General features: G+C 65.4%; 25 protein-coding genes. 13 read left to right on the top strand and 12 right to left on the bottom strand.

Annotation, left to right across the window (positions count from 1 at the left end; translation table 11 throughout):
• The first annotated feature begins 12 nt into the window (after nucleotides 1-12).
• Together HB634_RS21470 and HB634_RS21465 are read left to right on the top strand one after the other, a co-directional pair.
• On the top strand, nucleotides 13-2,445 hold the full coding sequence (locus HB634_RS21470; protein WP_213950043.1) for a GH92 family glycosyl hydrolase: 2,433 nt from the start codon (nucleotides 13-15) through the stop codon (nucleotides 2,443-2,445).
• A gap of 82 nt (nucleotides 2,446-2,527) precedes the next feature.
• The gene (locus HB634_RS21465; RefSeq protein ID WP_213950042.1) at nucleotides 2,528-2,971 is read left to right on the top strand and encodes a hypothetical protein; all 444 of its coding nucleotides are present in this window, start codon (nucleotides 2,528-2,530) and stop codon (nucleotides 2,969-2,971) included.
• Here HB634_RS21465 and HB634_RS21460 read toward each other — a convergent pair.
• Complete coding sequence (locus HB634_RS21460; protein ID WP_046980021.1) at nucleotides 2,946-3,155, bottom strand: hypothetical protein; 210 nt, start codon at nucleotides 3,153-3,155, stop codon at nucleotides 2,946-2,948. The two genes, HB634_RS21465 and HB634_RS21460, sit on opposite strands and share 26 nt — an antisense overlap.
• Nucleotides 3,156-3,308: 153 nt before the next feature.
• Between HB634_RS21460 and HB634_RS21455 the strand changes: the two genes are divergently transcribed.
• The 3 genes from HB634_RS21455 (at nucleotide 3,309) to HB634_RS21445 (ending at nucleotide 5,946) form a co-directional block, all read left to right on the top strand.
• Nucleotides 3,309-3,596 carry a hypothetical protein gene (locus tag HB634_RS21455; protein ID WP_063572629.1) on the top strand — a complete coding sequence of 96 codons (288 nt, stop codon included), beginning with the start codon at nucleotides 3,309-3,311 and terminating at the stop codon, nucleotides 3,594-3,596.
• An 89-nt stretch (nucleotides 3,597-3,685) separates the two neighbouring features.
• Nucleotides 3,686-4,591 carry a PAS domain-containing protein gene (locus HB634_RS21450; RefSeq protein WP_213950041.1) on the top strand — a complete coding sequence of 302 codons (906 nt, stop codon included), beginning with the start codon at nucleotides 3,686-3,688 and terminating at the stop codon, nucleotides 4,589-4,591.
• 101 nt (nucleotides 4,592-4,692) lie between these two features.
• Nucleotides 4,693-5,946, top strand: coding sequence for a hypothetical protein (locus HB634_RS21445; protein ID WP_213950040.1), 1,254 nt, complete (start codon nucleotides 4,693-4,695; stop codon nucleotides 5,944-5,946).
• Here the strand turns inward: HB634_RS21445 and HB634_RS21440 are convergent.
• Genes HB634_RS21440 through crcB form a run of 3 tightly spaced genes read right to left on the bottom strand, consistent with a single transcriptional unit; the run spans nucleotide 5,875 to nucleotide 8,908 of the window.
• On the bottom strand, nucleotides 5,875-7,311 hold the full coding sequence (locus HB634_RS21440; RefSeq protein ID WP_213950039.1) for an MFS transporter: 1,437 nt from the start codon (nucleotides 7,309-7,311) through the stop codon (nucleotides 5,875-5,877). The two genes, HB634_RS21445 and HB634_RS21440, sit on opposite strands and share 72 nt — an antisense overlap.
• Nucleotides 7,312-7,346: 35 nt before the next feature.
• A complete protein-coding gene (gene cfa / locus HB634_RS21435) occupies nucleotides 7,347-8,471 on the bottom strand; it encodes a cyclopropane fatty acyl phospholipid synthase (protein WP_213950038.1) in 1,125 nt (374 codons plus the stop codon).
• A gap of 47 nt (nucleotides 8,472-8,518) precedes the next feature.
• Nucleotides 8,519-8,908, bottom strand: coding sequence for a fluoride efflux transporter CrcB (gene crcB / locus HB634_RS21430; RefSeq protein ID WP_063571640.1), 390 nt, complete (start codon nucleotides 8,906-8,908; stop codon nucleotides 8,519-8,521).
• A 90-nt stretch (nucleotides 8,909-8,998) separates the two neighbouring features.
• On the opposite strand from crcB, the gene HB634_RS21425 reads away from it, so the two are divergent.
• Nucleotides 8,999-10,267 carry a multidrug effflux MFS transporter gene (locus tag HB634_RS21425; protein ID WP_063571639.1) on the top strand — a complete coding sequence of 423 codons (1,269 nt, stop codon included), beginning with the start codon at nucleotides 8,999-9,001 and terminating at the stop codon, nucleotides 10,265-10,267.
• A gap of 102 nt (nucleotides 10,268-10,369) precedes the next feature.
• Here HB634_RS21425 and HB634_RS21420 read toward each other — a convergent pair whose 3' ends face one another.
• Genes HB634_RS21420 through HB634_RS21400 form a run of 5 tightly spaced genes read right to left on the bottom strand, consistent with a single transcriptional unit; the run spans nucleotide 10,370 to nucleotide 13,337 of the window.
• Complete coding sequence (locus HB634_RS21420) at nucleotides 10,370-10,855, bottom strand: hypothetical protein (protein WP_213950037.1); 486 nt, start codon at nucleotides 10,853-10,855, stop codon at nucleotides 10,370-10,372.
• Complete coding sequence (gene minE, locus HB634_RS21415) at nucleotides 10,852-11,121, bottom strand: cell division topological specificity factor MinE (protein WP_063571637.1); 270 nt, start codon at nucleotides 11,119-11,121, stop codon at nucleotides 10,852-10,854. The genes HB634_RS21420 and minE overlap by 4 nt, the downstream gene beginning before the upstream one ends.
• Nucleotides 11,122-11,123: 2 nt before the next feature.
• Nucleotides 11,124-11,936 carry a septum site-determining protein MinD gene (minD, locus tag HB634_RS21410; protein ID WP_063571636.1) on the bottom strand — a complete coding sequence of 271 codons (813 nt, stop codon included), beginning with the start codon at nucleotides 11,934-11,936 and terminating at the stop codon, nucleotides 11,124-11,126.
• Between the two features lie 34 nt (nucleotides 11,937-11,970).
• Nucleotides 11,971-12,744 (bottom strand): septum site-determining protein MinC, encoded by a 774-nt coding sequence (gene minC, locus HB634_RS21405; RefSeq protein ID WP_213950036.1) that lies wholly within the window; start codon nucleotides 12,742-12,744, stop codon nucleotides 11,971-11,973.
• Nucleotides 12,741-13,337 carry a GNAT family N-acetyltransferase gene (locus HB634_RS21400; RefSeq protein WP_063571634.1) on the bottom strand — a complete coding sequence of 199 codons (597 nt, stop codon included), beginning with the start codon at nucleotides 13,335-13,337 and terminating at the stop codon, nucleotides 12,741-12,743. Before HB634_RS21400 ends, minC begins: the two co-directional genes overlap by 4 nt.
• A gap of 203 nt (nucleotides 13,338-13,540) precedes the next feature.
• Here HB634_RS21400 and HB634_RS21395 point away from each other — a divergent pair, with 203 nt between their 5' ends.
• The 7 genes from HB634_RS21395 to HB634_RS21365 all read left to right on the top strand — a co-directional run bounded on the left by HB634_RS21395 (nucleotide 13,541) and on the right by HB634_RS21365 (nucleotide 22,240).
• Nucleotides 13,541-14,809, top strand: a complete 1,269-nt coding sequence (locus HB634_RS21395) for a sensor histidine kinase (protein ID WP_213950035.1) — start codon at nucleotides 13,541-13,543, stop codon at nucleotides 14,807-14,809.
• The gene (locus HB634_RS21390; RefSeq protein WP_107912726.1) at nucleotides 14,806-15,447 is read left to right on the top strand and encodes a response regulator transcription factor; all 642 of its coding nucleotides are present in this window, start codon (nucleotides 14,806-14,808) and stop codon (nucleotides 15,445-15,447) included. Before HB634_RS21395 ends, HB634_RS21390 begins: the two co-directional genes overlap by 4 nt.
• A gap of 227 nt (nucleotides 15,448-15,674) precedes the next feature.
• Nucleotides 15,675-17,042: a polyketide cyclase gene (locus HB634_RS21385; RefSeq protein ID WP_213950034.1), complete on the top strand. Its 1,368-nt coding sequence runs from the start codon at nucleotides 15,675-15,677 to the stop codon at nucleotides 17,040-17,042.
• Between the two features lie 816 nt (nucleotides 17,043-17,858).
• Nucleotides 17,859-18,794, top strand: coding sequence for an ABC transporter ATP-binding protein (locus tag HB634_RS21380; protein WP_213950033.1), 936 nt, complete (start codon nucleotides 17,859-17,861; stop codon nucleotides 18,792-18,794).
• Nucleotides 18,791-19,525: an ABC transporter permease subunit gene (locus tag HB634_RS21375; RefSeq protein WP_213950032.1), complete on the top strand. Its 735-nt coding sequence runs from the start codon at nucleotides 18,791-18,793 to the stop codon at nucleotides 19,523-19,525. The genes HB634_RS21380 and HB634_RS21375 overlap by 4 nt, the downstream gene beginning before the upstream one ends.
• Nucleotides 19,522-21,384, top strand: a complete 1,863-nt coding sequence (locus HB634_RS21370) for a Gldg family protein (protein WP_213950031.1) — start codon at nucleotides 19,522-19,524, stop codon at nucleotides 21,382-21,384. Before HB634_RS21375 ends, HB634_RS21370 begins: the two co-directional genes overlap by 4 nt.
• Nucleotides 21,385-21,388: 4 nt before the next feature.
• Entirely contained in the window at nucleotides 21,389-22,240 is an 852-nt protein-coding gene (locus HB634_RS21365; protein WP_063573915.1) for a cytochrome c oxidase assembly protein, read from the top strand.
• Here the strand turns inward: HB634_RS21365 and ppk2 are convergent.
• The 3 genes from ppk2 to hemA all read right to left on the bottom strand — a co-directional run bounded on the left by ppk2 (nucleotide 22,234) and on the right by hemA (nucleotide 25,472).
• Complete coding sequence (gene ppk2 / locus HB634_RS21360) at nucleotides 22,234-23,010, bottom strand: polyphosphate kinase 2 (RefSeq protein WP_213950030.1); 777 nt, start codon at nucleotides 23,008-23,010, stop codon at nucleotides 22,234-22,236. The genes HB634_RS21365 and ppk2 overlap by 7 nt on opposite strands.
• A gap of 76 nt (nucleotides 23,011-23,086) precedes the next feature.
• The gene (prfA, locus tag HB634_RS21355) at nucleotides 23,087-24,169 is read right to left on the bottom strand and encodes a peptide chain release factor 1 (protein ID WP_213950029.1); all 1,083 of its coding nucleotides are present in this window, start codon (nucleotides 24,167-24,169) and stop codon (nucleotides 23,087-23,089) included.
• Nucleotides 24,170-24,200: 31 nt separating this feature from the next.
• Entirely contained in the window at nucleotides 24,201-25,472 is a 1,272-nt protein-coding gene (hemA, locus tag HB634_RS21350; protein WP_213950028.1) for a glutamyl-tRNA reductase, read from the bottom strand.
• Between the last annotated feature and the right edge of the window lie 46 nt (nucleotides 25,473-25,518).

The following is a 25,518-nucleotide window of genomic DNA, read 5'->3' as shown; positions in this document are numbered from 1 at the left end:
CTGGAGCGATTCATGGTTACCCGTCGACGTTTTCTGCAAGGGATGGCCGCTGTTTCGGCCGTCGGTCAGCTCGGTTCCCTCACCGCACTGGCCGGTGGCGTACACAAAGGCCTGAACGCGCCACCCGCCAGCGGCGGCACCGCTGCGGATGGCGTCTTGCGTTACGTCGACGTCTTCGTCGGTTCGGGCGGCCACGGTCACACCTATCCGGGTGCGACGCGGCCGTTCGGCATGGTCCAGCTGAGCCCGGACACCAACAACGCCGAGTGGGACGGTTCGTCCGGCTACCACCAGGGCGACGGCTCCATCATGGGCTTCTCGCATACGCACCTGTCCGGCACCGGCGCAGCGGACATGCTCGACTTCCTGGTCATGCCGGCGATGGGTGCGGTGCGCCTGCAGCCCGGCGACCGCGATTTCGACGGCGTGAACTACGTGTCGCGCTTCGACGCCAAGCACAAGGGTGGGCAGAAGCCGGAGAAGGGCTATCGCACGCACGTGAAGGGCTACCGCTCGCATTACACCGGCGAACAGGCGCATCCAGGGTACTACCGGGTGAAGCTGACCGAGCACGACATCCTTGCCGAGCTCACTGCCACGCTGCGGGCCGGCATACACCGCTATACCTTCGCGAAGGAGGGCGAGGCCCACATCCTGCTCGACCTCGCACACGGCTACCAGGACAACATTGAGACGCCGACCCGGCTCAGTGATGTCGAGCTGACCCTCGTCGGCAACGACACCGTCGTCGGCGGCCGTCGCGTGTACCAGTGGGCGACCGGCCGCGTCATTTACTTCGCCATGAAGCTGTCGCGACCTGTCGTCAGCGCCACGCTGTATAGCGACGACAAGGCCTTGCCCAAGGGGGCAAACACGATCAAGGGCAACCAGCTGAAGGCGGCGCTGCATTTCGATAAGGCGTCGAGCGAACCCCTGCTGGTGAAGGTCGGCATCTCGGGTGTCGACATCGACGGCGCCATGCGCAATCTGGATAACGAAATCCCCGGCTGGGACTTCGACGGCGTGCGCGCCTCGGCCGAGGCTGAGTGGGAGCACGAGCTTTCGCGTATCCGCATCGAGTCCTCGTCGGACAAGATCAAGCGCACGTTTTACAGCTCGCTTTACCACACCATGCTCGCGCCGACCGTTTTCAGCGACTTCGACGGTCGCTACCGCGGCATGGACAAGGCGGTGCACACGTTGCCCGAGGGTCGCCACAACTACAGCACTTACTCGCTGTGGGATACGTATCGTGCCGAGCATCCGTTGTTCACGCTGTATCAGCCCGAGCGCGTGCCCGACCTAGTCGATGGTCTCGTGCGTCTGGCCGTGGAAAGCCCGAGTGGCGCGCCCGTGTGGCCGCTGCAGGGCATCGAAACCGTATGCATGATCGGCTACCACTGCGCACCGGTGATCGCCGAGGCACAGGCCAAGGGTTTCACCGGCATCGACTATGCGAAAGCCTGGCCGGTGCTCCGTCGCCGCGCCCTGCAGGACGACTACTTCGGCCTGCCGGCGTTCCGCGCGAAGGGATACATCCCCAGCGACAAGGAAGGCGAGGCGGCCAGCAAGACCCTCGAATACGCGTACGACGCCTGGGCCGTCGCGCACATGGCCGACGCGCTCGGTCATGCGGACGACGCAGCCCTCCTTCGCACGCAGTCGCAGAACTATCGCAACGTGTTCGACAAGGACACGCAGTTCGTCCGCCCGCGTGGCGACGACGGCAGCTGGCTTCTGCCTTTCGACCCGATCGCGATCGGTCACTCGAAGCGCTGGCGTGACTTCACCGAATCGAATGCCTGGCAGGCCACCTTCCTCAACCAGCATGACGTGTACAACTACATGACGCTGTTCGGTGGCGAAACCGCGTTCGAGGCCAAGCTCGACGGCCTCTTCAATGCGGACCCGGCGCTTCCGGACAATGCGCCGCCGGATATCGCCGGCATGATCGGCCAGTACGCCTTCGGCAACGAGCCGGGTCACCACATGCCTTACCTCTACGCGTACTCGGGCTCGCATCACAAGACCCAGGCGCGGGTGCGCATGATCCTTGAATCCATGTACCTGCCCGAGCCCGACGGTCTCCCCGGCAACGAAGACTGCGGCCAGATGAGCGCGTGGTACGTGATCAGCGCGATGGGCTTGTACGCGGTCGATCCGGTCAGCACGAATTACGTCTTCGGCAGCCCGCTCCTCGACCGCGCGGAAGTGCAGGTGGGCGGGGGCCGGACGCTGGTGATCGAGGCGAAGGGCAATGGCCCCGGCCGGCCGTACATCCAGTCGGTGAGCTGGAACGGACAGCCGTGGACCAGGAGCTGGATTTCCCATAAGGAGCTGGTCGCCGGTGGCACCCTGAGCTTCGTCATGGGCGACACGCCGAACGAGGCGTTCGGCAAGGCAAAGGCCGACCGGCCGCCGTCGTTCGGGACGGCCGCGGCCTGACCGTCGCTCGTTCACGGCGGGTAGACCCTGTAGCCTCCAACCTGACCCCGCCGGGAGCATCCGGCTGGGGAAGGGGAGCCACATGTCGTACGCCGGACGGATGTACTTTCGGATGTTTTCGCCGGGCCTGATGGTCCTTGGCGTCGGTGCGATCGCGGCGACGGCGATGAAGGCGGTACAGCAGATGCCCGGGGACCTCGGCATCCTCTCCCTGTATTCCAACCTCCCGGGCTGGATCGTCGCCGGGTCGGTCACGGCGGCGGTAGGCTGGGTGGCCGTGCAGGCCGTTCGCGTCAAGCTATGGGATCGCGGCGCGATCGCCAGCTGCTATGTCTGCGGCTGTCTCCTGAGCACCCCGCGTGCGTCCCGGCGTGGCCTGGGCATGACCCGCCATTGCCTCGGCTGCCGAAAAGTACATGGCGTGAACCACCGGCTGGCGCCGGTGGTGGTACCGCTGGCCGTCGCGGTGACCACCGTGACGGACGCCGCGACGGCGCCGGTCAGGCGCGTACGTTCGTCACCGTAAGGCGGTGACCCACCCGTTCGAGCAGGGCGCGTAGCGCTTCTGCATCCGCGAGGCTGGCATCGTCCTCCAGGGACAGCCACAGCGTGTCGCCGGAAAGCCCGTGGATTTTTTCGTTGAATTCGATCTCGATGGCGACCTTGCCACCGGGCTGGACAACCGATACCGCAAAATTACGTGCCTGCACGCCCTGTATCCCCTGATGGACCTTCGCTCGGATGGCGCCATGTTACCCACCCGCGACGAAAAGTGGTGTCCGCGTCCGGTGATGCGTGATCGACGGCACGTTCACTCCGGCCCCACGCGCTGTTGGAGCTAATCGGCACACGAGGAGGACATCATGCTGCAACTGAACCCACCGCTTCCGATGAATACCCCCAAGGGGGAGGGCTTCGCCCATTTCCTGATCGACTACGGTCCGGAGTCGGACCTTTACTGGACGGTATTCGTCACCGAAACCGGCGAGATCTGGACCTTCGCGAACCGGGAGGTTCGCGCCTCGAAGAACATCACCCTGGGGCGCACGTCACCCTCGGTGCCGCGTCCCGCAGCGCCGATGCGACGCCAGGCCAGTGAGTCCCGTGACCCGGGGGTGGTTCCGTTCGCCGTGGCCGACGGGCAAATGTGAAATGACGAAACTGGTATCGTTCGCCTAAAGCCCGGACCGCCTCCGGCCGATAAGCCAGTTTGAATCACATTGCAGTACGGGGCGCGACGATGGGTATGTTCGGATGGGTGCGCGGCAGACGCACCGCCCGCACGGAGCGCGCGATCATCGCCGCGCTTTCGCGCAGCCAGTCGGTCGTCGAGTTCGGCCTGGATGGTGTCGTGCGCTCGGTCAACGAGCGCTTCCTTGCGGCACTCGGCTGCCGTGCGGAGGCTGTGGTCGGCCAGCCCCACAGCCGCTTCTTCCCATTGGATGATGCGGAGCACCTCTGGCGAGCCCTTGCCCGTGGCGAGCAGGTCGCTGGCACCTATCGCGCCTTGGGCGCCCAGGGGCGAGAGGTCTGGTTCCAGGCCGTCTACATTCCGGTCGCCGGCCGGGGCGGAAGGATTTCGTCCGTGCTCCTGTATGCCTGCGATATCTCCGACGAGCGCACGGCGGTCGCCACGCGCGAGCAGCGGGTGGAAGCGATCGATCGTACCCAGGGTGTGGTGGAATTCTCGCTCGACGGCATGATCCTCGACGCGAACGACGTATTCCTTGGCTTCACCGGCTACCGCCTCGATGAAATCGTCGGCAAACACCACAGTGTTTTCGTCGATCAGGACGAAAGCCGTTCGGATGCTTATATCGGCTTCTGGCGGCGCTTGCGGTCCGGCCTTCACGAGGCCGGGCTGTATCGACGATTGGCCAAGGGCCAGGTCGTGGTCTGGATACAGGCAACGTACAACCCGATCTTCGACGCCAACGGCCGTCCCGTGAAGATCGTGAAGTACGCCACCGAAATGAGTGCGGAGGCTGCCGGCACGGCAGCGAGGCCACCCGCGGCCGCCGGGTCGTCGGCTGGCCTCGCGGACGTGCTCGAGCTGATCGACGGCGCCGCCCTGCGCGCGGGCACACTGGCCATGGATGCGGCCATCGATGCGGCCCTCGCCGAACAGCGTGGCGCCAACCGATAGGGCATAGGCCGTGTGGCGATCTGGCCGGTCGCCCTCACCGATGTCACATTCCCCTTGCAGGGTGCGCCATTCCGGCGTCGGAACCCGCCACAGGGGGCGGTATGATTACGTGCGGCGACGAGCGGATACCCGCCATTGTCATGGGGCGCGGACCCACTGCGCTGGGTATCCTTCGCTGCCTTCAGATCGCCGGTATTCCCGCCTATGTGGCCTGCCCACCCGGCGATCTCGTCACCCGTTCGCGCTGGTACCGGCCGACGCCGGGCAGCGACCCGTGGGATGGCCAACCGGGCGAACAGGCGCTCGCCGCGTTACGGGCGATGCCGCTGGACAGGGCCGTCATCATTCCCGGCGCGGACGATGCCGCGCTCTGGCTCGCCGACCTGCCGTCGACCGGGCTCGGCGAGCGTTTCCTGGTCAGCACGTCCAGCCGCGACGCCCAGGAGCTGTTGCAGGACAAGGCGGTCTTCGCCGGTTACCTGGCGGCCGCGCACATTCCGCATCCGCGGACGTATCGCATCGCCTGCCTGGAAGACATCGAAACCATCCCGTTCGACGCGATGGACCGGGTCTTCGTCAAGCCCGTGAACTCACAGCGCTTCAGCGATGTCACCGGCGTGAAAGGGATCTGGGTCGACAACCCCGAGGCGCTGCGCGAAACGTGGGCGCGTCTGCATGCGCAGGGCTTCAGCGTGATGGCCCAGGAATACGTTCCCGGTCCGGCCAGCGAGCATTTCTTCGTGGATGGCTTTCGCGACAGGCATGGCGCGTATGCCGGCGTCTTCGCCCGACGGCGCCTGCGCATGTCGCCACCGGACTTCGGCAACAGCTCGTGTTGTCACTCCGTGCCACTCGCGATCCTGCCGGACGCGGTCCATCATTTGCGCCGCCTGCTGGATGGCCTGGATTATCGGGGCATCTTCAGCGCCGAATTCAAACGCGATCCGCGCGACGGCGTCTATCGCATCATCGAGGTGAACACGCGCGCGTGGACTTACGTCGAGTTCGCCGCACGCTGCGGCATGAACGTGTGCGAGATGGCCTGGCAGGATGCGCAGGGACTCCCGGTGACGCGTGCGACGCGTGCTTACCCGGAGGGCGTGGCCTGCGTCGACCTCTACCACGATATCCCGACGGTGCTCGCCCTGCGAAAGCGCCAACGGCTGCCCTGGTTGCGCGTGCTGAGCCAGTGGGCGAGGGCGCACCTGCATACCTTTCGGCGGGACGACCCACAGCCCGCGCTCTACTTCATCCGGAGCCTGTTGCGCAGGCGTTTCCTACGGTCAGTCGGCGCGCCCGAGCGGAGCGGCGATATCCTCCAGCGGACGCCGCTCGGCAGCGATCCCGAGAGCTAGGGCGGCGGCCGCGCCCAGCAGCATGAGGCCGGCACCAAGGGCATAGCCCCAACCGATGGCCTCACGTTCGCCCGTGCCGATGAGAGAGCCGAAAAACCATGGCCCGACCACGCCGCCGAGCGCCGTGCCAAAGGCGTAGAACAGCGCGATGGCGAGGGCACGGAGCTCGAGCGGAAAGCTCTCGCTCACCGTGAGGTACGCGGAGCTCGCCGCCGCCGAGGCAAAGAAGAACACGACGCTCCACGCCATGGTCTGTGTACGGGCATCCAGCTTGCCGTGGACGAACAACCACGCCGTGGCGAACAGGAGCAGGCCGGACATGGCATACGTGATGGCGATCATCGGCTTTCGTCCCACCGTGTCGAACAGCCGCCCCAGCAGCAGCGGGCCGAGGAAATTGCCCGCGGCGAAGGGCAACAGGTAGAAACCGATATCGGCGTCGGCGACACCGTAGAAGCGCCCGAGCACCAGCGCGTACGTGAAGAAGATCGCGTTGTAGAAAAACGCCTGGGTGGCCATGAGGATCAGGCCGAGCACGGTCCGCTTTGGATAGTCGCGAAACAAGGTGGTAGCGACGGCGCCAAGGGTCAGTCGGCGGGGCCGCAGGCGCAGCGTCGGCAACGGTTCCGACGGCGGTGGAACGCCCAGCCGCTGTTCGATCTGCGCGACGACCGCCTCGGCTTCGTCGATGCGTCCGTGGAGCATCAGCCAGCGGGGGCTTTCCGGTACCCAGTGTCGAAGCACGAGCACGCCCAGGCCGAGGATCGCGCCCAGGCCGAAGGTGAGCCGCCAGCCGATTTCGGCGGAGACCAAGCCGCCGTCGAGCAGGGCGACGGCACCGAGGGCACCCATCGCCGCACCCACCCAGAAGCTGCCATTGATCACCAGGTCGGTATGCCCACGGTAGCGGGCCGGGATCAGCTCCTGGATGGCTGAGTTGATGGCGGCGTACTCGCCGCCGATGCCGGCCCCGGTCAGCATGCGGAAGATCACGAAGGTGACGAAGCTCGGCGAGAACGCGGTCGCGGCTGTCGCGACGAGGTACAGGCCGAGCGTGACGGTGAAGAGCTTCTTGCGGCCCAGGCGATCGGTCAGCCAACCGAAGACCAGCGCCCCGGCGACGGCGCCGACGAGATACAGGCTGCCGGCCAGTCCCACCTGCATGTCGCTGAGGTGCAGTACCGGGCTGGACTTCAGCGCCCCGGCGATCGACCCGGTGATCGTGACTTCCAGGCCATCGAGTATCCAGGTGATGCCTAGCGCGACGGCGACGAGCGTGTGAAAGCGTCCCCACGCCAGGCGGTCCAGCCGGGCCGGTACGTCTGTTTCCACCACGCCGCCGCTGGCGTTCGCCCGCTCGTTCATGCCCCGACCGTACGGGGCACGAAGTCGTCGCGGCGTCAGCGCGGTACGCGGAGCCCGCCGGCAACACCCCTGGGCGAGAGGGTGAGCTGCCACAGCTGATCGCGTCGGCTGCGGAAGATACCGGCCGAGCAACCGAGGTAGAACTGCCACATACGGCGGAACCGCTCGTCGTAACGTCCGGCCAGTTGCGGCCACGCCGCGTTGAAGTTGGCCAGCCACGCGGTGAGCGTGCGATCGTAATCGGTGCCGAAGTTGTGCCAGTCCTCGACCACGAACAGCCCTTCAAGCGCGGTCGCCACCTGGCTCATCGCCGGTATGACCGAGTTCGGGAAGATGTATTTCTCGATCCATGGGTCGGGCCGGCCCGGCTGTTCGTTGCTGCCGATGGAATGCAGGACAGCCAGTCCCTCGGGATGCAGGCAACGCCGCGCCACTTCGAACCAGGTGCGGTAGTTCTTCCCGCCGACATGCTCGAACATGCCTACCGACAGGATCGCATCGAAGCGTTCGTCGAGATCGCGGTAGTCCTGCAGGCGGATCTCGATCGGCAGGCCCTTGCACAGTTCGCGCGCGTACTCGGCCTGTTCCTTCGAAATGGTCACGCCGACGCCGCTCACGCCATAGCGTTCCGCCGCGTACTTCAGGGCCTCGCCCCAGCCGCAACCGATGTCCAGCAGGCGCTGGCCAGGACGCAGGCGCAACTTGCGACAGATCAGGTCGAGCTTGGCTTCCTGGGCATCGTCGAGGTTGCTTGCGTTCGCCCAGTAACCGCAGGAATAGACCATGCGCTTGCCCAGCATCGCTTCGAAAAGGTCGTTGCCCAGGTCGTAATGCTGCCGACCCACGTCCCAGGCGTGGTCGCCGCGCTGCAGGTTGAGGAAACGCGCCTTCAGGTGCGCGACGAGGGTGTCCAGCGTACGCAGCGAGTCGTCGACATGGGAGCCGAGTACGCGGGCGAAGAAGGCCGGGAGGTCGCCGACGTCCCACCAGCCTTCCATATAGGCCTCGCCCAGGCCTAGCGAGCCGTGCGCGAATACGCGGGGATAGGTGCGCTCGTCATGCACGACGAGGTCGGTAGGCCGGTTTCCGCCGAGGGTGATGCCGGCCTGTTCCAGCAGGGCCTGCGCCCGTGCCTTGAGAGAAGAAGAATCGTGGCTCATCGATGTGATCCCTGGTGATCCTCTCGCCGCCCCGCGCGGCGTGGCGCTTAAAAGTGCTTCAGTACTCCGCGTGTAATGAAGAGGCCGGCAATCGTCATGGCGATGGAGCCGACCAGGTTTGACCCGATATGCGCGGCGAACCAGCCGTACTGCTCGCGAAGGAGCAAGCCGGTGGCCTCGGCCGAGAAGGTCGAAAAGGTCGTAAGGCCGCCGAGGAATCCGGTGGCGACAAGCAGCCGCGCTTCCATCGGCAAGGCAGTGAAGTGGTCGAACACGCCCAGCGTGACGCCCATGAGCAGGGCGCCGGCAAGATTGGCCGCCAGCGTGCCGAGCGGGAGGTTCGGGAAGAGCGGGTTGAACATGATGGCCAGCCCCCAGCGCAACCAGCAACCGAGTGCGCCGCCGATGCCGACGGCAAGAAAACCGGTGTAACCCACGGCAACTCCTGCGTAGTTCGATGGCACGATTATGGACCGAAACCTTGAAGCTATACTCGCTCAGTCCCCTTGCCACCGCCTTGAAGGTCCATGACCTCCGCGACCCGCGACCTGCGGCGCTACCTGCCGTTCCTGCTGGCGGCCCTGTCCATGATCGGGCCGTTCTCGATCGACGCCATTTTTCCGGGCTTTCCGGATATCGGGCGCGATTTCGGCGTGGGCGAAGTGGCCTTGCAGCAGCTGCTCAGCGTGTATCTGCTTGCCTATGCCGTGATGAGCCTGTTTCACGGCGCCCTGTCGGATGCCTACGGGCGTAAGCCGGTCATCGTGACCGGCATGGCCATCTATGCCGTCGCCTCGGTGGGCGCGGCGATGGCACCGACGTTCGGCTTCCTGCTTGGCTGCCGCATCGTCCAGGGCATGTGCGGCGGCGCGGGCATCGTCATCGGGCGTGCCGTCGTGCGCGACACCATGCAGGGCGAAGAGGCCCAGCGGATGATGTCGAAGGTAATGATGATCTTCGGCGTGGCGCCGGCCATCGCCCCGATCATCGGCGCGTGGTTGCTCGGCATCGATGGCTGGCGGGGCATCTTCTGGGCCTTGGCTGCCTTCACTGTGGCGCTCACGGTGAGTGTGGCGCGCCTGCTGGTCGAATCGCATCCGAAGGAAAAGCGCACGGTGTTCCGACCGCGGCCCTTGTTGCACGGCTACCTGACGATTCTTCGCGACCTGCCGTTCTGGCCGCTGGCGATCGCCAGTTCGATCAACTTCGCCGGCCTGTTCCTTTACATCGCGTCGGCACCGCAGCTGATCCGTGACCTGCTCCATCTGGGCGCCGATGGCTTCCCCTGGTTGTTTGTCCCGGTCGTCAGCGGGATGGTCTTCGGTGCCTTCGTTTCCGGCCGCGTGGCCGGGCGGGCGAGTGCGGCGCGCACGGTGAACTGGGGTTACGCGGCCATGCTGTCGTCGTGTGCCCTGAACCTGATCCTCGCGCTGACGCTGGACCATCCACGCGTGCCGTGGTCCACCCTGCCACTGGCTCTCTATGGCTGTGGCGTACAACTGGCCTTTCCGACCCTGACCCTGCTCCTGCTCGATCGCTTCCCCGAGCAGCGCGGTGGGGTGTCGTCCGTCCAGGCCTTCGGCAGCCTGATGTTCACGGCCGTCGTCGCCGGCGTACTCTCGCCGGCGCTGTCCGGCAGCATGCTCGCCCTCGCCATCGGCACCACATGCATGTGCCTGATCGGCCTGGCCGCGTGGATCTGTTACGCCACGCTCGAGCGCCGTCGCCTCGCTCGCACGCAGGCTGGCGCCGCTTCGAGCGTCGTGTCGCAAATCGAGCGCAACGAGCCGGGTTAGTCCGGTTGACGGCAGCCCTCGCCTGGCAGGAGCCGGTTCATCGGCGATTGAGAGCTTGCGACGGTCTTGCCCGCTGCCGCGGGATCGCCGATGAATCGGCTCCTACAAGGAACGCGTTGGCAAGCCGCGCTCGCGCAGGAACGCTTGCGCTTCCGGTGCATCCTGCTCGAACCACGCACGCGTTGAACCCAGTCGGTAGGTGTAACCCCAGCGGTCCATGTCTTCCATCAGGCGTGTGGAACCGACGGACGGCAATTGCCCGGCGAGGACGATCTGCAGGTAGCAGGTCGCGTCTTCTTCCTCGATGGAGTCCGTGGCGTCGGTATGCACCAGGGCACGCTTGTCTTCGGGAAGCACGATGAGGTGGCAGGCCTCGTGCAGTAGCGAGTGCACGGGCGTATCGGCACGGGCGTAGACCGTCGTGCCGATGATGCCGGCCTCGGTGTCGCCCCAGAAACTGCCGGGAATGGCGTCGCCATCCGCGACCTCGATGAGCATCAGGCCGTAGCGGGCGAGCAGGACGCGCGGTTCGTCGAAGCCGATGGCGCCGACGCGGAGGACCGCGTCGGCGGGATCGGATACGTTCATGCCGAGGTGGCGGGCTTGCCGTCGGGAAGGGCGACCGAGAGTTCGAGCACCTCGTGACCGCTGTCGCGGTCGAGCGTGACGTTCACGGCATCGACGTCGACATTGACGTACTTGCGGATGACTTCGAGCAGCTCGTTACGCAGCAGCGGCAGGTAGTCGGGACCGCCGCGCGTGGAGCGCTCCTGGGCCACGATGATGCGCAGTCGCTCCTTGGCTACGCCCGCAGTCGCTTCGGGTTTGCGCTTCAGGAAATCGAGAATACCCATGCTCAACCTCCGAAGACGCGCTTGAGGAAGCCCTTCTTGACCGGCTCGACGAAACGTAGCGGAAGCTCGCGACCGAGGATGCGGGCAACCGTATCCTTGTAGGCGAGACCGGCATTGGAGTCGTCGTTGAGAATCACCGGTACACCGGCATTGGATGCGGCGAGCACGTTTTCCGATTCCGGAATCACGCCGACGACGTTGATACCGAGGATGTCCTCGACGTCCTTCACGCTGAGCATTTCGCCGGCTTCGACGCGATTCGGGTTGTAGCGCGTCAGCAGCAGGTGCTGCTTGATCGGCGTTTCACCCTTTTCGGCGCGACGGGTCTTGCTGGCGAGCAGGCCGAGGATGCGATCCGAGTCGCGCACCGAGGAGACTTCCGGGTTGACGACGACGACGGCATGGTCGGCGAAGTACATCGCCAGGTGCGCGCCCTTTTCGATACCGGCCGGGGAATCGCAGACGACGTAGTCGAAGTTTTCCTTGGTCAGCTCGTCGAGGACTTTTTCCACGCCTTCCTGGGTGAGCGCGTCCTTGTCGCGCGTCTGCGACGCGGCGAGCACGAACAGGGTCTCGTGGCGCTTGTCCTTGATCAGGGCCTGCTTGAGCGTGGCTTCGCCGTGCACGACGTTGACGAAGTCGTAAACCACGCGCCGCTCGCAGCCCATGATCAGGTCGAGATTGCGCAGGCCGACGTCGAAATCGATGACGGCGACTTTCTTGCCTTCGAGCGCGAGACCGGTGGCGAGGGAGGCGCTGGTGGTGGTCTTGCCGACTCCGCCCTTGCCGGAGGTGACGACGATGATTTCTGTCAAGAGATGTCTCCGCGAATAAGCGTGGGACCGCGCGTCACAGGCGCGCGATCATGAGTTTTCCATTATCGAGCCAGCATTGCACGGCCTGGCCCTCGAATTCTTTCGGCATGTCTTCGAATACGCGGTAATGCCCGGCGATCGCGACCAGTTCGGCACGGAAGTCGGAGCAGAAGATGCGTGCGGATTCGTCGCCTTGTGCGCCGGCCATGGCGCGACCGCGAAGGCCGCCGTAGATGTGGATCGAACCGTCGGCGATGACTTCCGCGCCATTGGCCACCGCTGCCGTGACGACCAGATCGCGGTCCCGCGCATAGATCTGCTGGCCGGAACGCACGGCGCTGCCGGTGTGGTGTTGAGCGGTGGTGGCGCTGCCCGGCTCGACATCCTGGTCGATCGGCGCCATGGCCGCCACCGGCTCGCTGCGTGCAGGTGCGCCGCCAGCGGGCGTTGCGGCGGACTGGCCGGGTTCGTACTGCGCGCGGAACTTGGCGATCAGCGGCAGGTTCATGCGTTCGGCGAGCGCTTCGGTCTCGGGCGTGCCATAGGCGATGCCGACGGGAAGCATGCCGGCGCTGCGAATGGCTTCGAGCAGGGCGTCCACCATGCCGTCGTCGGGCAGTTTGGGCAGGTGCGAGAGGTCGAGCACGACCGCCGCGCGGGCGAACATTTGCGGTGCCGCCCGCACGCGACGCTCCAGCTCTTCCACGAGGGCGGCAGCGTCCACGCGGCGAAGACGCACGCAGGCGATGCCAACCTGACCGAAACGGAGGTCGCAGGCGGCCTCGAGGGATTCGGCACGGGCGTTCATGCGTTCACCTTGTGGCCATCGATCGGACGCTGGCGTTCGCTCAGCCAGGCCACGGAGGGCAGCCCGTCCTGCTCGATGTAGCGCTCACGAACGAAAGGAAAGCTCGGCAGCTCGCGCGCGAGCAGGCTCACCTTCGGACCGGTATCGCCCATCTTCTGCTGGCCCACTTCCTGGAAACCCATGGTGCCGTGGAACAGCACGGTCTGGTCGTTTCGCGGTTCGAGAAAAACTTCACAGGTCAAAAGCGGCACACGTACCTCGGCATAACTCTGCACATCGCAATAAAAGATTCGGCCCAGCCCATGGCCACGCGATTCGGACGCGATCACGATCCGATCGATGTACACGAAGCTTTCGTAATGGCCCTGGAACCAGCGGAAATTCGGACTGCTGTACTCGGCGTCCGGTCGCATGGCGATGAGGAAGCCGAGGATGCGGCCATCCTGTTCGGCGACGCGAAAATAATGCGCGATCTCGTACAGGTGACGCAGGCGGCTGCGGTCCGTGGCGAGGATACCGGTGCCTGCCTCGTTATTGAGTGCCAGCACGGCATCCAGGTCGTGCTCACGCACGTCGCGGATGGCAAGGGCCATTCGTTGCTCCGCTAAGGGTTCTGGAATGATGGTTTCGAAACGGGCGACCCCCGGGCCGCCGAATGCGCGGCATTATGGCACGCCGGCCACCCTAGCGGCGCGCTGTCGCGTATGTAAAACCGTTGTAAAGCCGACGCTTGCCGTTTGCCGGAGCGTGACTTCTATCAGGTGGTGCGGCGGGCGCGAAGCCCTATGATGCGGCCATGTCGAAGGTTCAGTTCAATAACGTCCGCCTCCTCAAGTACGCCACGTACTTTGTCTTCCTGTGCGTGGGCCTGCCGCTCTCCATGCAACGGGTGGGGGGCGGCCCCGGCACGATCGGCGATATGCCGTTGCTGGGCTGGACCGCGAGTTATCTGATTTTTGGCCTTGTGTACTGGCTGCTTACCCGGAATCTCGGACTTCGCGTAGACGGGTTCACGCGCATCGCCGTGCTCCTGATCCTCACCGGTACGGCGTTGGCGGTCGGCGTATTCAGTAAGAGTGGCGTCGCGGCGCTCCTGTTGATCATCGTGGCGACCGTGGTGCCCTGGCTGGTCACGCTGCCTATCGGCATTGCCTGGATGGTGCTGGCGCATCTGCTGTTGATCCCGGTCTTCCTTGAGATTCCGTTCACGCTGGTCGCTTCGACCATGCAGGCGTGTCTGTATTTCGGCTTCTCCGCCCTGGTTTTCATCGCCTCGATGGTGGCGAGCCAGCAGGCCGACGAGCGTGAAGAGCTGCGGCAACTGAACTCCGAGCTGCGTGCCACCCGCGCCCTGCTGGCCGAATCCACCCGTATCGCCGAGCGCATGCGCATCGCACGTGACCTGCACGATCTGGTCGGCCATCACCTTACCGCCCTGAGCCTCAACCTCGAGGTGGCCAGCCATCTCACCAACGACACGGCCCGGGAGCACGTTCTCAAGGCCCAGCGCACCGCCAAGCAACTGTTGGCCGATGTGCGCGAGGTGGTCAGCGAGCTGCGTCAGGACGACGCCATCGACCTGACCCAGGCCGTGCGCAGCCTGATCGAGGGCGTGCCGGGCCTGCAGGTGCAGTTGAGCGTGCCCCCGCGCTTCGGCGTCGAAGATCCTCGCCGGGCGCAGATGTTGTTGCGCTGCGTGCAGGAAATCCTGACCAACACGGTGCGCCACGCGCAGGCGAGACACTTGTGGCTGACCTTTCGTCACACCGGTCCTGACGAACTCTGTCTTGAAGCGCGCGACGACGGTCGTGGCGATGGCAGCGGCGCGGTCCGCCCGGGCAACGGCCTCAACGGCATGCGCGAGCGGCTGGCCGAGTTCGGCGGCACCGTCGATTTTCGAACCGGTACGGACGGCGGCTTTGCCCTGACCGCGCGCCTTCCCCTGGGCGAGGAGCCGACCCTGGCCCATGCGCCGGCGCGACCCGCGCTGGAGCGGGGGCTGGTCGACGATCCGGACCTTCCGCCCCGTGCCACAATTCCCTTTCCTTCCGAGGGTCATTCATGATCTCCGTCTGTCTCGTTGACGATCAGAACCTGGTTCGCCAGGGCATTCGCTCGCTGCTCGACCTCGCCGGGGACATCCGCGTGGTGGCTGAATGCGCCGATGGCGCCCAGGCGGTGCAGACCATCCCGCAGATCCGCCCGGATGTCGTCCTGCTGGACCTGCGCATGCCCAACATGAGTGGCCTGGACGTGCTGCAGACCCTCGGCGGCCGCAACGAACTGCCGCCGACCATCATCCTGACCACCTTCGACGACGATCAGCTCGTGCTGGCCGGGCTCAAGGCCGGCGCGCGCGGTTACCTGCTCAAGGACGTCTCGCTCGACCAATTGGTGGAAGCGGTGCGTACGGTGGCCGCGGGTGGGTCGCTGGTCGCCCCGATGGTGACCCAGCGACTCCTGGCCGGGGTGGGGCGCATCCAGAACCAGTTCTCCAGCCTCGAGCAGCCCGATCCCCTGACGGAGCGCGAAACCGAGATCCTGCGCCTGCTCTCGGGCGGCTACAGCAACAAGGAGATCGCCAATTCGCTGCGCGTGGCCGAAGGAACGGTGAAAAACCACGTCTCCAATATCCTGTCCAAGCTGGGTGTCCGGGACCGCACGCGCGCCGTCCTGAAGGCTCTGGAGCTGGGTATCGTCTGACCCGACGCTGACCGGCGGCCCCCGCCGGGCCGCCGCGGCCGAAAACCGCCTTGTACCCGCTTGCGAAAAAGGGCAGGGCACCCAATGGCGTTCCCCGCCGCGAGCAAGTACCATCGGCTCTTTCGGCGCGGGCGAACCCCTGCCACGGGCCGATTCTTCAGGGGTGAGCGTACGGCGTCCATGGCTGTGCGTAGAGCCCGTTCGTAAGACGTTCGGAGAACCGTGGAATGACGCGTCTGTTAGAATTTATTGTCGCCCTCGTCATCGTCGCCGTACTCGGTGTCGTGGTCGGCGTTGCTATGCCCTCAACCGGACATGTTGAGCGCGAAATGCTGATTAGCAAGGATCTGCGTCAGGTTTACGACGTTTTCAGCAACTTCCGTCGCTTCCCCGACTACACCGTGCTGCGTTCCTTCGATTCGAAGGTCCAGTTCGAGCTGTCGGGTAAGGCGTACGGCCCGGGTGCAAAGATTTCCTGGAAGGCTTCCGACCCGAAGGTCGGTGATGGCGCCCTCGAAATTGCCTCTATCGATCCGGGCTTCGCCCAGATCTCCGATGCCGGCAAGGGCACCATTGTCTGGAACCTGGACAACGGCTGGCGCGGTAGCGACAAGAAGTTCACGATCACGCTGGAGCGCACCGGTCGTAGTCAGAAGCTGGTCAAGGTCAATTGGGCTTACGACGTCTCGTACGGCTTCAACCTGATCAACCGCTTCTCGAACCTCTACATCCACGGCGATCCGGACGCGCTGATCCAGTTCAGCCTGTCCAATCTGCAGAACCTGATGGCGTCGATTCCCAACATCGACTACAGCAAGATGGTTCCGTCGATCGTCGACCAGCCGGCCAAGCCGATCCTGTTCGTCTCCACCACCGCGCCGCGCACCCTCGACGATGTCGATACCGCGTCGGACAAGGCGATGGCCGAGATCCAGGCGACCGCCAAGAAGCTGGGCGTGAACATCACCAGCCCGCGTATCACGATCACCACGAACTGGGGCGATCAGAACTACACCTTCGACGTGGCCGCCGAGATCGACGCCACCACGCTGAAGATCAACGGCCAGGACGTCGAGATCACCGCCGCCCAGCGTCCGTCGCTGGATCCGGCCGAAGCTTCGACCTCCGCCGCTCCGGCCGCTGCCGACAACGCAGCTCCGGGCAGCAAGGACAAGCTGGGTCGCGTCATCGTCGACGGTAACGTCAAGGCCGTACTCGCCTTCGGTGGCAAGGCCCTGAAGGCCGATTGGGAAGGCACCGGTGCCGGCCTGCCGCAGACGCGTCAGATGCTGGAAGCCTATTCGCAGACCCACGGTTACAAGTACGACGACGTGGTGTTCCGCGCTTACGACATCCAGACGAAGGCTCCGACCAATAACCACGGCACCATCGAGGGTTACGACGAGCAGAAGTTCGAGATCTACCTGCCGCTGCAGGGCGACAACCTCCCGGAGCAGACCCCGGAGCAGGAAGCCGGCCTGAAGCCGCAGACGCTGGACACCGCGGCCCCGGCCGGTTCGTCCACGGCCCCGGCTCCGGCAGGCACCGCCGCGGCTCCGGCCGAAGCGGCCTCCGCGCCGACGCTCTCGAAGTAAGTTTCGCGCCAAGCAACACCTGAAAGCCCCGCCGGGAACGGCGGGGCTTTTTTTATGGTTCTTCACGGAAGTCTGGGGTCCGGGCGCTCGGCTCTCAGGCCGGGCGTTCTTTCGCACCTCGCGCATGGCTCGCCTTCGGCTTCGCGGGCTCGGCTTTGCCGTCGCTCTCTACACTTGGGCGTTTCGCGGGGAGACCTTGGTGTCCACCCTCGCTGCTCAGACACGTCCTCCGCGTTCGACAAGGAAAGCCGTTCACGCGGCCCATGTATCTATTTGGCCTACGGCCGCTCCACTTGTGCGGAACTCGCCTCGAGGGTGGACACCAAGGTCTCTCACGACGATACGGTCAGCTGGACGGAGAGCCGTTGGGCGTGGGTGTTGCCGCCGAAGCTCGCCGTGACGGCCGTCCTGCTGGTACGACCATTCCAGCTCGGTGAGTGCCTTCCTCGCCGCTGCGCTGCCTCGCGCGGGCGATCTCGACGGGCTCGCTGGGGTCGAACGTTTAGCGATGGCAACGCCGACGAGCCAGCAGCCGGAGCGGCGCTGCTCTGTCGGCTCGACCCACACGAACCTCAGGGATGGGAAGAGTCTTCGGTGCCCACCCTCGAGGCGAGTTCCGCACAAGTGGAGCGGCCGCAGGCCAATAAGAACAGGGGCCGCGCAGCGGCCTTTCCGGTACGAAACGCGGAGGACGTGTCTGAGCAGCGAGGGTGGGCACCGAAGGCTCTGCGCCGCGCCACCGCCACCGTGCCACCGCGCCACCCTTACGCGTGAGGCGCCGACCCTTTTATCGAGCCGCTCGCTACACTGCGGGCAATGATCGAGACCGACCGACTCACTCGTTGTTATGGGCCGCTGACCGCGGTGGATGCCCTGACCCTGCGCGCCGAGCCGGGGCAGGTGCTTGGGCTGTTGGGCCCCAACGGCGCTGGCAAGTCGACGGCCATGCGCATGATCGCCGGCTTCCTCGCGCCGACCTCGGGGACGGCGCGCGTATGCGGCCACGATGTGCGCAAGGAGCCGCTCGCCGCCAAGCGCGCGCTGGGCTACCTGCCGGAAGGGGCGCCCAGCTACGGCGAGATGACTATCCGCGAATTCCTCGTCTTCATGATGCGCGTGCGTGGCCTGGACCGGGACATCGCATTCCGCCGTTTCGACGAAGTGGTGATGCGGCTCGAACTGGAGGATGTGCTCGAGCAGACCATCGGCACGTTGTCGAAAGGCCTGCGCCGGCGCGTCGGGTTGGCGCAGGCCATCCTGCACGATCCGCCCGTGCTGATGCTGGATGAGCCGACCGATGGCCTGGATCCGAACCAGAAGCACTCGGTGCGCATGCTCATCGACGCGATGGCTCGCGAACGCACGATCCTGATTTCCACGCATCTGCTCGAGGAAGTGCACGCGCTATGCAACCGCGTGGCGATTATCGCTAACGGCAAGCTGCTTGCCGACGCGACGCCTGCGGAGCTCGAAGCGCGCTCGCGTTACCACGGCGCCGTGTCGTTCAGTGCAGCGGGTAGTGGCGTGTCCCGCGAGATGCTGGCGCGTATTCCCAGCGTCGCGTCGGTGGAAGTCGATCCGCTCGACGGTCGCGTCACCGTCTTCCCGCGCCATGGACAGCCGATTCTCGAGGAGGTGCAGGCCTTGTTACGCACGCAGAACCTCGAAGTCTCCGAGATCCAGCTGGAGCAGGGACGTCTCGACGAGGTGTTCCGGCAGATCACCACGCAGCCGCGCGGAGCGCAGTCATGAGCGGCGTGACGGCGATCATGCGCCGTGAGCTGTGGAGCTACTTCGTCACGCCCGTGGCCTATGTATTCATGGTGATTTTCCTGGTCATGGCCGGGGTGCTCACGTTCTACACGGGGGATTTCTACGATCGTGGACTCGCCGACCTCCAGCCCTTTTTCGACATGCATCCCTGGCTCTACCTGGTGCTCGTACCTGCGGTGACCATGTCCACGTGGGCCGAGGAGCGCGCTTCGGGCACGCTGGAACTCCTGTTCTCCCTGCCGGTGTCGATCTCGCAGGCCGTGCTCGGCAAGTTCCTCGCCGCCTGGGCTTTCATCGGTATCTGCCTGGTCCTGACCTTCCCGATCTGGATCACGGTGAATTATCTCGGCGACCCCGACAACGGTGTGATCCTCGCCGGTTATGTCGGCAGCTGGCTGATGGCCGGCGCCTTCATCGCCATCGGTACGTGCATGTCGACGGCGACGCGCAGCCAGATCATCGCCTTCATCCTCACCGCGGCGGTGTGTTTCCTGCTGTTGCTCTGCGGCCAGCCGCAGGTACTCGATTTCTTCCAGGACGCGGTGCCCCCGAGGGTGATCGGTGCGCTAGGCCAGCTGAGCATTGCCCGGCATGCCAATGCCATTGCGCGCGGCGTGCTCGATCTCCGTGACCTGGTGTACTTCTTCGCCACCATCGTGGCCTGGCTTGCCGCCAGCGTCGTGGTCCTCGACCTGAAGAGGACGCGATGAGCACGTCGCGCCACTTGCATCTGTCCCGACCGTTCCTGCTGCGGCTGTCGTTGCTCGGCATCGCGGCCCTGTTCCTGGTCACGATCGCCATCAGTTCGCTATCGCTGCGCACGGCGCGTGTCGACCTCACGTCCGATCGCATCTACACGCTGACTCCCGGCACCCTCGACATCGTCGACGGCCTGAGCAAGCCGCTCACGCTTACGCTGTACTTCTCCGATCACGCCACGCGCGACCTGGCGCAACTGCGTAGCTACGAACAGCGCGTGCACGAAATGCTGCGCGAGATCGCCGTGCGGGCGCACGGCCGGATCCGCCTTCGCGTGATCGACCCGGTGCCCTACTCGGATGACGAGGATGCCGCCGAAAGCTATGGCCTCACACCCGCCACGGGCGGCAGCAACGGCGAGCGCGTGTTCTTCGGCCTGGTCGGCAGCAGTGGCCCCGGCGATACCGCGCCGCAGGCTATTCCTTTCTTCGATCCGGCGCGCGAAGCGTTCGTCGAGTACGACATCGCCAAGCTGCTCTACGAACTGGGCATGCCGAAGAAGCCACGACTCGGTGTGATGAGCTCCCTGCCGGTGGAAGGAAACCTGGTGATCGGCGAGTCACCCTGGACGCTGATGCATCAGCTCGACCAGCTGGCCGACGTGACCTCGATAGATCCGGACAGCGTTACCCGCATCGATCCGTCGATCAGCGTGCTGCTCCTCATTCACCCCAAGCACCTGTCTGACAACGCGCAGTATGCCCTCGACCAGTTCGTGCTGCGTGGAGGTCATCTGGTCGTTTTCGTCGATCCCGATGCGGAGATGGACACGGCACCGCTGATCGACTCCCACGGAACGGTGGACGATCACGACTCGAATCTGCCGCGCCTGTTCCAGGCCTGGGGCGTGGTCTTCGATCCGACGCGGGTGGTGTTGGACCGTTCGCAGTCGCTGACCATCGAACTCAATGGCAACAGCATTGGCCACCCGGCCATGCTCGGCCTCGGCGCGCAGGACCTCAACCACGACGATGTGGTGACGGCCAGCCTGCAGCGGATCAATTTCTCGACGGCCGGTTTCTTCGAGCTGGCGCCGGACACGAAGGCTCGCCTGATCCCGCTGGTGCAGACCTCGGACGAAGCAGCGATCGTGCCGGCCCAGCGCGTGCGCGATTCGGCCAGCGATCCGACCAGCCTGCTCGAGAACTATGAGCCGACCCACGAGCGCTACCTGCTCGCCGCGCGCCTGCGCGATACCTTCCACACGGCGTTCCCGGAGCGTCGCGAGAAGGGCCATCTTGCCGTCGCCAGTGGCCCCGGCGAAGTGGTGCTGGTCGCCGACACGGACCTGCTGTCGGACCGCCTCTGGATCGACGTGCAGCCTTTGCTCGGCCAGCAGCAACTGACGCCATTCGCCAACAACGGCGACTTCGTAGCCAACCTGGTCGATAACCTGGGCGGCTCGACAGCCCTGCTTTCGATCCGCGGTCGGGTGAATTCGCAGCGGCCCTTTACCCGCGTGAAGGCGCTCCAGGCGGCGGCGGATCGCAAGTTCCTGGTCAAGAAGCGCGAGCTCGAGAACGAGCTCTACGAAACCCAGCGCCGGCTCGCCGAATTGCAGCCGGCGAAGGGCGCGACCGGCCCGGCGACCGCCACGGCGGAGCAACGCAGGGAGGTGGAGCAGTACCTGCAACGCAAGCTCGCGATCGGCAAGGAACTGCGCGAGGTACAGCACCAGCTCAACGCCGAGATCGACGCACTGGGCCTGCGCCTGAAGTTCATCGATATCGTGCTGGTGCCGGGCCTGGTCGCGCTGCTCGGCCTGATCTACGGGTGGCGGCGCACGCGTCGCGCCCGTCGGGTCGTCTGAGCGCATGGGCGCCGGCGTCATGAAGTGGATCGTCCCCTGGGAATTCTCCTGGGTGTTCCTGATCGTTTTCCTTGCCGTGGCCGTGGCGTACGTCGCCGGTAGCAGGCGTCTGCACGTGGCCCCGTTGCGCCAGGCGGCGTTCTGGGTCGGCATGGCGATGGTCTACGTGGCGCTGCACACCTACTTCGATTACTACGCCGAGCATGAGTTCTTCATGCACCGCATCCAGCAGGTGCTCCTGCATCATCTCGCGCCGTTGTTGATCATCGCGGCGTATCCCGGAACGGTGCTACGTGCCGGGCTGCCTTTGCCGCTGCGTGTTCGCCTGCGCCGTGCCGGGCAATCGTCGATATGGCGTGTGGCCGCCGGGTGCCTGTTCCATCCGGCCTTTGTCACCCTGTTCTTCGTCGCGCTGATCCTGGTCTGGCTCATTCCCGACATGCAGACCATGGCGATGCTCGACTGGCGGATCTATCGCGCGATGAACTGGTCGATGGTGCTCTCGGGGCTGGCCTACTGGTGGATCGTGCTGGACCATCGGCCGAAGCCACCGGGGCGGATGTCACCGGGGATCCGGGTGCTGTCACCGGCGATCACCATGACGCCGCAGATCGTCGCCGGCGCGATCGTCACCTTTTCGAAGACCGACCTCTATCCGATCTTCGAAATCTGCGGACGCGCCTTCACCCTCAACGTCCTCACCGGCCAGTTGATCGGCGGCGTGATCATGTGGGTGCCCGCGGCGATGATCGAGTCGGCGGGCGGCTTGCTCGCCTTGCGGCAATGGTTGCGGTTGTCGCGAAGCGGACGCCTGCCTCGCAGGGCGCCCGTGCGTCGCGCCGCCGTGCGTCAGTAGACCTTCGGTACCTTCTCCGCCTTGGCGGTGACCTTGTCCTTCTTGAGCTTGCCCTTCAGCGGCGGAAGGTCGAATTCCTTGTCCGGCGTGAGTTTGTCGGGCACCTGATCGAGCAGGTGGCGGATCAGGTTCAGGCGACCTTCTTTCTGGTCGTTGAAGTCGGCGACGAACCACGGTGCATCGGCGGTGTGCGTGTGCTGGATCATCGCGTCGCGCAGGTCGCCCATTTCGGCGTACTTCTCGCGGGCCTTGAGGTCCACGGGCGAGAGTTTCCAGCGTTTGAGGGGATCGGCCGCACGCTCGGCGAAGCGCTCTTCCTGGGGTTCCTGATCGACCGAGAGCCAGTACTTCAACAGGATGATGCCGTCGTCGGTGAGCAGTTTCTCGAAGGCGGGGCAGGCCTTCATGAAGGCGTCGTACTGTTCTTCCGTGCAGAAACCCATGGCCGGTTCGACCACGGCACGGTTGTACCAGCTGCGATCGAAAATCGTCAGCTCACCGGCGGCGGGCAGCTGCGTGACATAGCGCTGGAAATACCACTGGCTTTCTTCGGTGTGCGATGGCTTGCCCAGGGCGACGACGCGCGCGGCCCGGGTGTCCAGCTTGTCCGTGATCGCCTTGATGGTGCCGCCCTTGCCCGCGGCATCGCGCCCTTCGAGGATCACCAGCATGCGTTTGCCGGTCGCGCGCAGCCAGCGCGTCAGGCCGACCAGTTCGATCTGCAGGGCCTCGAGGTCGTGCTCGTAGGCTTTCTTTTTCTTCTTGCCCATCGGTTCGCGTCCGTTTTACGGGGAGGTGACCGGCATTGTGAGGCAGGAAATGTAAGTTTTGCGCGAGCGACGCTCGTCAGTCCGCGCCGATCAATGTCTGCAGTTCGTCGACCTGGTGCTCGCGGGTGAGCGTATCGATCAACTCGTCCAGATCGCCCTGCATGGTCTCGAGGAGACGGTAGAGGGTCAGGTTGATGCGGTGATCGGTGATCCGTCCCTGCGGGTAGCTGTAGGTGCGGATGCGCTGGCTGCGGTCGCCCGAGCCCACCTGCAGGCGCCGCGACTCGGCCTGGGCGGCACTCAGCTTGCTGCGTTCGGCGTCGAGGAGCCGGGCTTTCAGCAGGCTCATCGCGCGGGCGCGGTTCTTGTGCTGGCTGCGCTCGTCCTGGCATTCGACCACGGTGCCGGTGGGCAGGTGGGTGATGCGGATGGCCGAGTCGGTCTTGTTCACGTGCTGGCCGCCGGCACCGGATGCGCGGAAGGTGTCGACCTTCAGGTCGCCGTCGCGGATGTCGATGTCGTTGACCTCGTCCTGCTCGGGCAGGATCGCTACCGTTGCCGCCGAGGTATGGATGCGACCCTGGGACTCGGTTTCCGGCACGCGTTGCACGCGATGCGTGCCCGATTCGAACTTCAGCTTCGAGTACGCGCCGCGGCCTTCGACGCGCGCGACGACTTCCTTGTACCCGCCATGCTCACCTTCATTGGCGTGCAGGATCTCCACGTGCCAGCGCTGCCGTTCCGCATAGCGGACGTACATGCGGAACAGGTCGCCGGCGAAGATAGCGGCTTCGTCGCCACCGGTGCCGGCGCGAACCTCGAGGAAGAGGTTGCCGTCGTCGCGCGGGTCCTTGGGCAGCAAGAGCAACTGCAGGTCGGCGTCGAGCACGCGAAGATGGGCTTCGATCCGCGCGATGTCATCGGCCGCCATCTCACGCATTTCCGCGTCGTCGAGCATGACCCGGGACTCGGCCAGCTCGCGCTCGGCCGTGTCATGGTCTTTCAGCGAGAGGGTCACCGCTTCCAGCTGCGCATATTCGCGCGAGAGGTCGCGGAAACGCTGGCCGTCGGCGAGCACGTCCGGCTGCGCGAGCAGCAGGCCGATTTCTTCGTATCGCTCGGCCAGGGCTTCGAGTTTGCGGCGGATCGAGGGGGTCATTCGGGGCACGGGGTGTGGCAGGAGCCGCACATCATGCGGAAATGTCGTCGTCCGGGTCCAGTCCGTACAGCCGGCCGGCCGCATGGAGCAGGTCGAGATCGCCGGAAAGCGCGGCGTCCCGCAGGCGCGCGCTAGGGGCGTGAAGCAGTTTGTTGGTCAGGGTGTTGGCGAGGAAGGCGAGGGCCTCGTCCGGTGAGCGGCCCCTGGCGACCATGGCCTGGGCCTTGGCCAGGACCTCGTCGCGCTGGGCTTCGGCGGCGACGCGCATGTCCACGGCGGGATTGCGCAGGCTCAGGGCCCGGCGCCAGGACATGTAGCGATCGACCTGGAGGTCGATGATGGCATCGGCTTCGCGGGCGGCAAGCTCACGCGAGCGGCGGTTCTCGTCGATGACCTGCTTGAGATCGTCGATACCGTAGAGATACACGTCGTCGAGATGGGCCACTTCCGGCTCGATATCGCGCGGGACCGCGATATCCACCATGAACATGGGACGGCGACGGCGGGCGGCGATGGCGTCGGCCACCATCTGCTTCGTCACCACGGGCAGGCGCGAGGCGGTCGAGGTGATGACGATGTCGGCCTCGGCGAGGTGCCGGGGCAGGTCGGCCAGCGCGATGGCGTAGCCACTGTAGCGGCCGGCCAGTTCCTGGGCGTTCTCCAGCGTGCGGTTGGCCACGATGAGACGGCGCACCTTCTTGTCGGACAGGTGCCGCGCTGCCAGTTCGATCGTCTCGCCGGCACCGATCAGCAGCACGCAGGCCTGGCGCAGGTCGGTGAATACCTGTTCGGCCAGTCGCACGGCGGTGTACGCCACGGAAACGGTGTGCGCGCCGATGCGGGTATCGGTGCGGACGCGCTTGGCCACGGCGAAGGTATGTTGCAGCAGGCGTTCCATCGGCGCACGCAGGCTCTGTGCCGTGCGGGCCTGCTGGTAGGCGTCCTTCACCTGGCCGAGGATCTGCGGCTCGCCCAGCACCATGGAGTCCAGCCCCGTGGCGACGCGGAACATGTGGCGTACCGCTTCCTGTTCGTCGTGCCGGTAAAGGAACTCGTCCAGGCGTTGTGGGGTCAATCGGTGCTGACGTGAGAGCCACTGGCGCGGCACGGCCTCGAAGCCTTCGGTCACGCTGCAGTACAGCTCGGTGCGGTTGCAGGTGGAGAGGATCATGGCCTCTTCGACACCCGGTTGGCGGACAAGGTCGTCCAGCGCCTGCGGAGCCACCGCGGCATCGAATGCCACCTGTTCACGCAGGCTGACCGGCGCGGTGAGGTGATTGAGCCCGAGGGCGATGAGTGGCATGACGGGCGTGAGTCGGCTTCGGTGGCGTCGGCTAAGCTAAGGGCGC

It is taken from the genome of Luteibacter sp. dw_328, from assembly GCF_018449605.1.
In the GTDB taxonomy this organism is placed as follows: Bacteria; Pseudomonadota; Gammaproteobacteria; order Xanthomonadales; family Rhodanobacteraceae; genus Luteibacter.
The sequence above is the reverse complement of the archived record's forward strand: the minus strand, read 5'-3'. Positions and strand labels throughout refer to the sequence as shown.

Coding starts and splice junctions, on each gene's coding strand:
- HB634_RS21470 (WP_213950043.1), top strand. CDS start 13: ATGGTTACCCGTCGACGTTTTCTGCAAGGGATGGCCGCTGTTTCGGCC.
- HB634_RS21465 (WP_213950042.1), top strand. CDS start 2,528: ATGTCGTACGCCGGACGGATGTACTTTCGGATGTTTTCGCCGGGCCTG.
- HB634_RS21455 (WP_063572629.1), top strand. CDS start 3,309: ATGCTGCAACTGAACCCACCGCTTCCGATGAATACCCCCAAGGGGGAG.
- HB634_RS21450 (WP_213950041.1), top strand. CDS start 3,686: ATGGGTATGTTCGGATGGGTGCGCGGCAGACGCACCGCCCGCACGGAG.
- HB634_RS21445 (WP_213950040.1), top strand. CDS start 4,693: ATGATTACGTGCGGCGACGAGCGGATACCCGCCATTGTCATGGGGCGC.
- HB634_RS21440 (WP_213950039.1), bottom strand. CDS start 7,311: ATGAACGAGCGGGCGAACGCCAGCGGCGGCGTGGTGGAAACAGACGTA.
- cfa (WP_213950038.1), bottom strand. CDS start 8,471: ATGAGCCACGATTCTTCTTCTCTCAAGGCACGGGCGCAGGCCCTGCTG.
- HB634_RS21425 (WP_063571639.1), top strand. CDS start 8,999: ATGACCTCCGCGACCCGCGACCTGCGGCGCTACCTGCCGTTCCTGCTG.
- HB634_RS21420 (WP_213950037.1), bottom strand. CDS start 10,855: ATGAACGTATCCGATCCCGCCGACGCGGTCCTCCGCGTCGGCGCCATC.
- minE (WP_063571637.1), bottom strand. CDS start 11,121: ATGGGTATTCTCGATTTCCTGAAGCGCAAACCCGAAGCGACTGCGGGC.
- minC (WP_213950036.1), bottom strand. CDS start 12,744: ATGAACGCCCGTGCCGAATCCCTCGAGGCCGCCTGCGACCTCCGTTTC.
- HB634_RS21400 (WP_063571634.1), bottom strand. CDS start 13,337: ATGGCCCTTGCCATCCGCGACGTGCGTGAGCACGACCTGGATGCCGTG.
- HB634_RS21395 (WP_213950035.1), top strand. CDS start 13,541: ATGTCGAAGGTTCAGTTCAATAACGTCCGCCTCCTCAAGTACGCCACG.
- HB634_RS21390 (WP_107912726.1), top strand. CDS start 14,806: ATGATCTCCGTCTGTCTCGTTGACGATCAGAACCTGGTTCGCCAGGGC.
- HB634_RS21385 (WP_213950034.1), top strand. CDS start 15,675: ATGACGCGTCTGTTAGAATTTATTGTCGCCCTCGTCATCGTCGCCGTA.
- HB634_RS21380 (WP_213950033.1), top strand. CDS start 17,859: ATGATCGAGACCGACCGACTCACTCGTTGTTATGGGCCGCTGACCGCG.
- HB634_RS21375 (WP_213950032.1), top strand. CDS start 18,791: ATGAGCGGCGTGACGGCGATCATGCGCCGTGAGCTGTGGAGCTACTTC.
- HB634_RS21370 (WP_213950031.1), top strand. CDS start 19,522: ATGAGCACGTCGCGCCACTTGCATCTGTCCCGACCGTTCCTGCTGCGG.
- HB634_RS21365 (WP_063573915.1), top strand. CDS start 21,389: ATGGGCGCCGGCGTCATGAAGTGGATCGTCCCCTGGGAATTCTCCTGG.
- ppk2 (WP_213950030.1), bottom strand. CDS start 23,010: ATGGGCAAGAAGAAAAAGAAAGCCTACGAGCACGACCTCGAGGCCCTG.
- prfA (WP_213950029.1), bottom strand. CDS start 24,169: ATGACCCCCTCGATCCGCCGCAAACTCGAAGCCCTGGCCGAGCGATAC.
- hemA (WP_213950028.1), bottom strand. CDS start 25,472: ATGCCACTCATCGCCCTCGGGCTCAATCACCTCACCGCGCCGGTCAGC.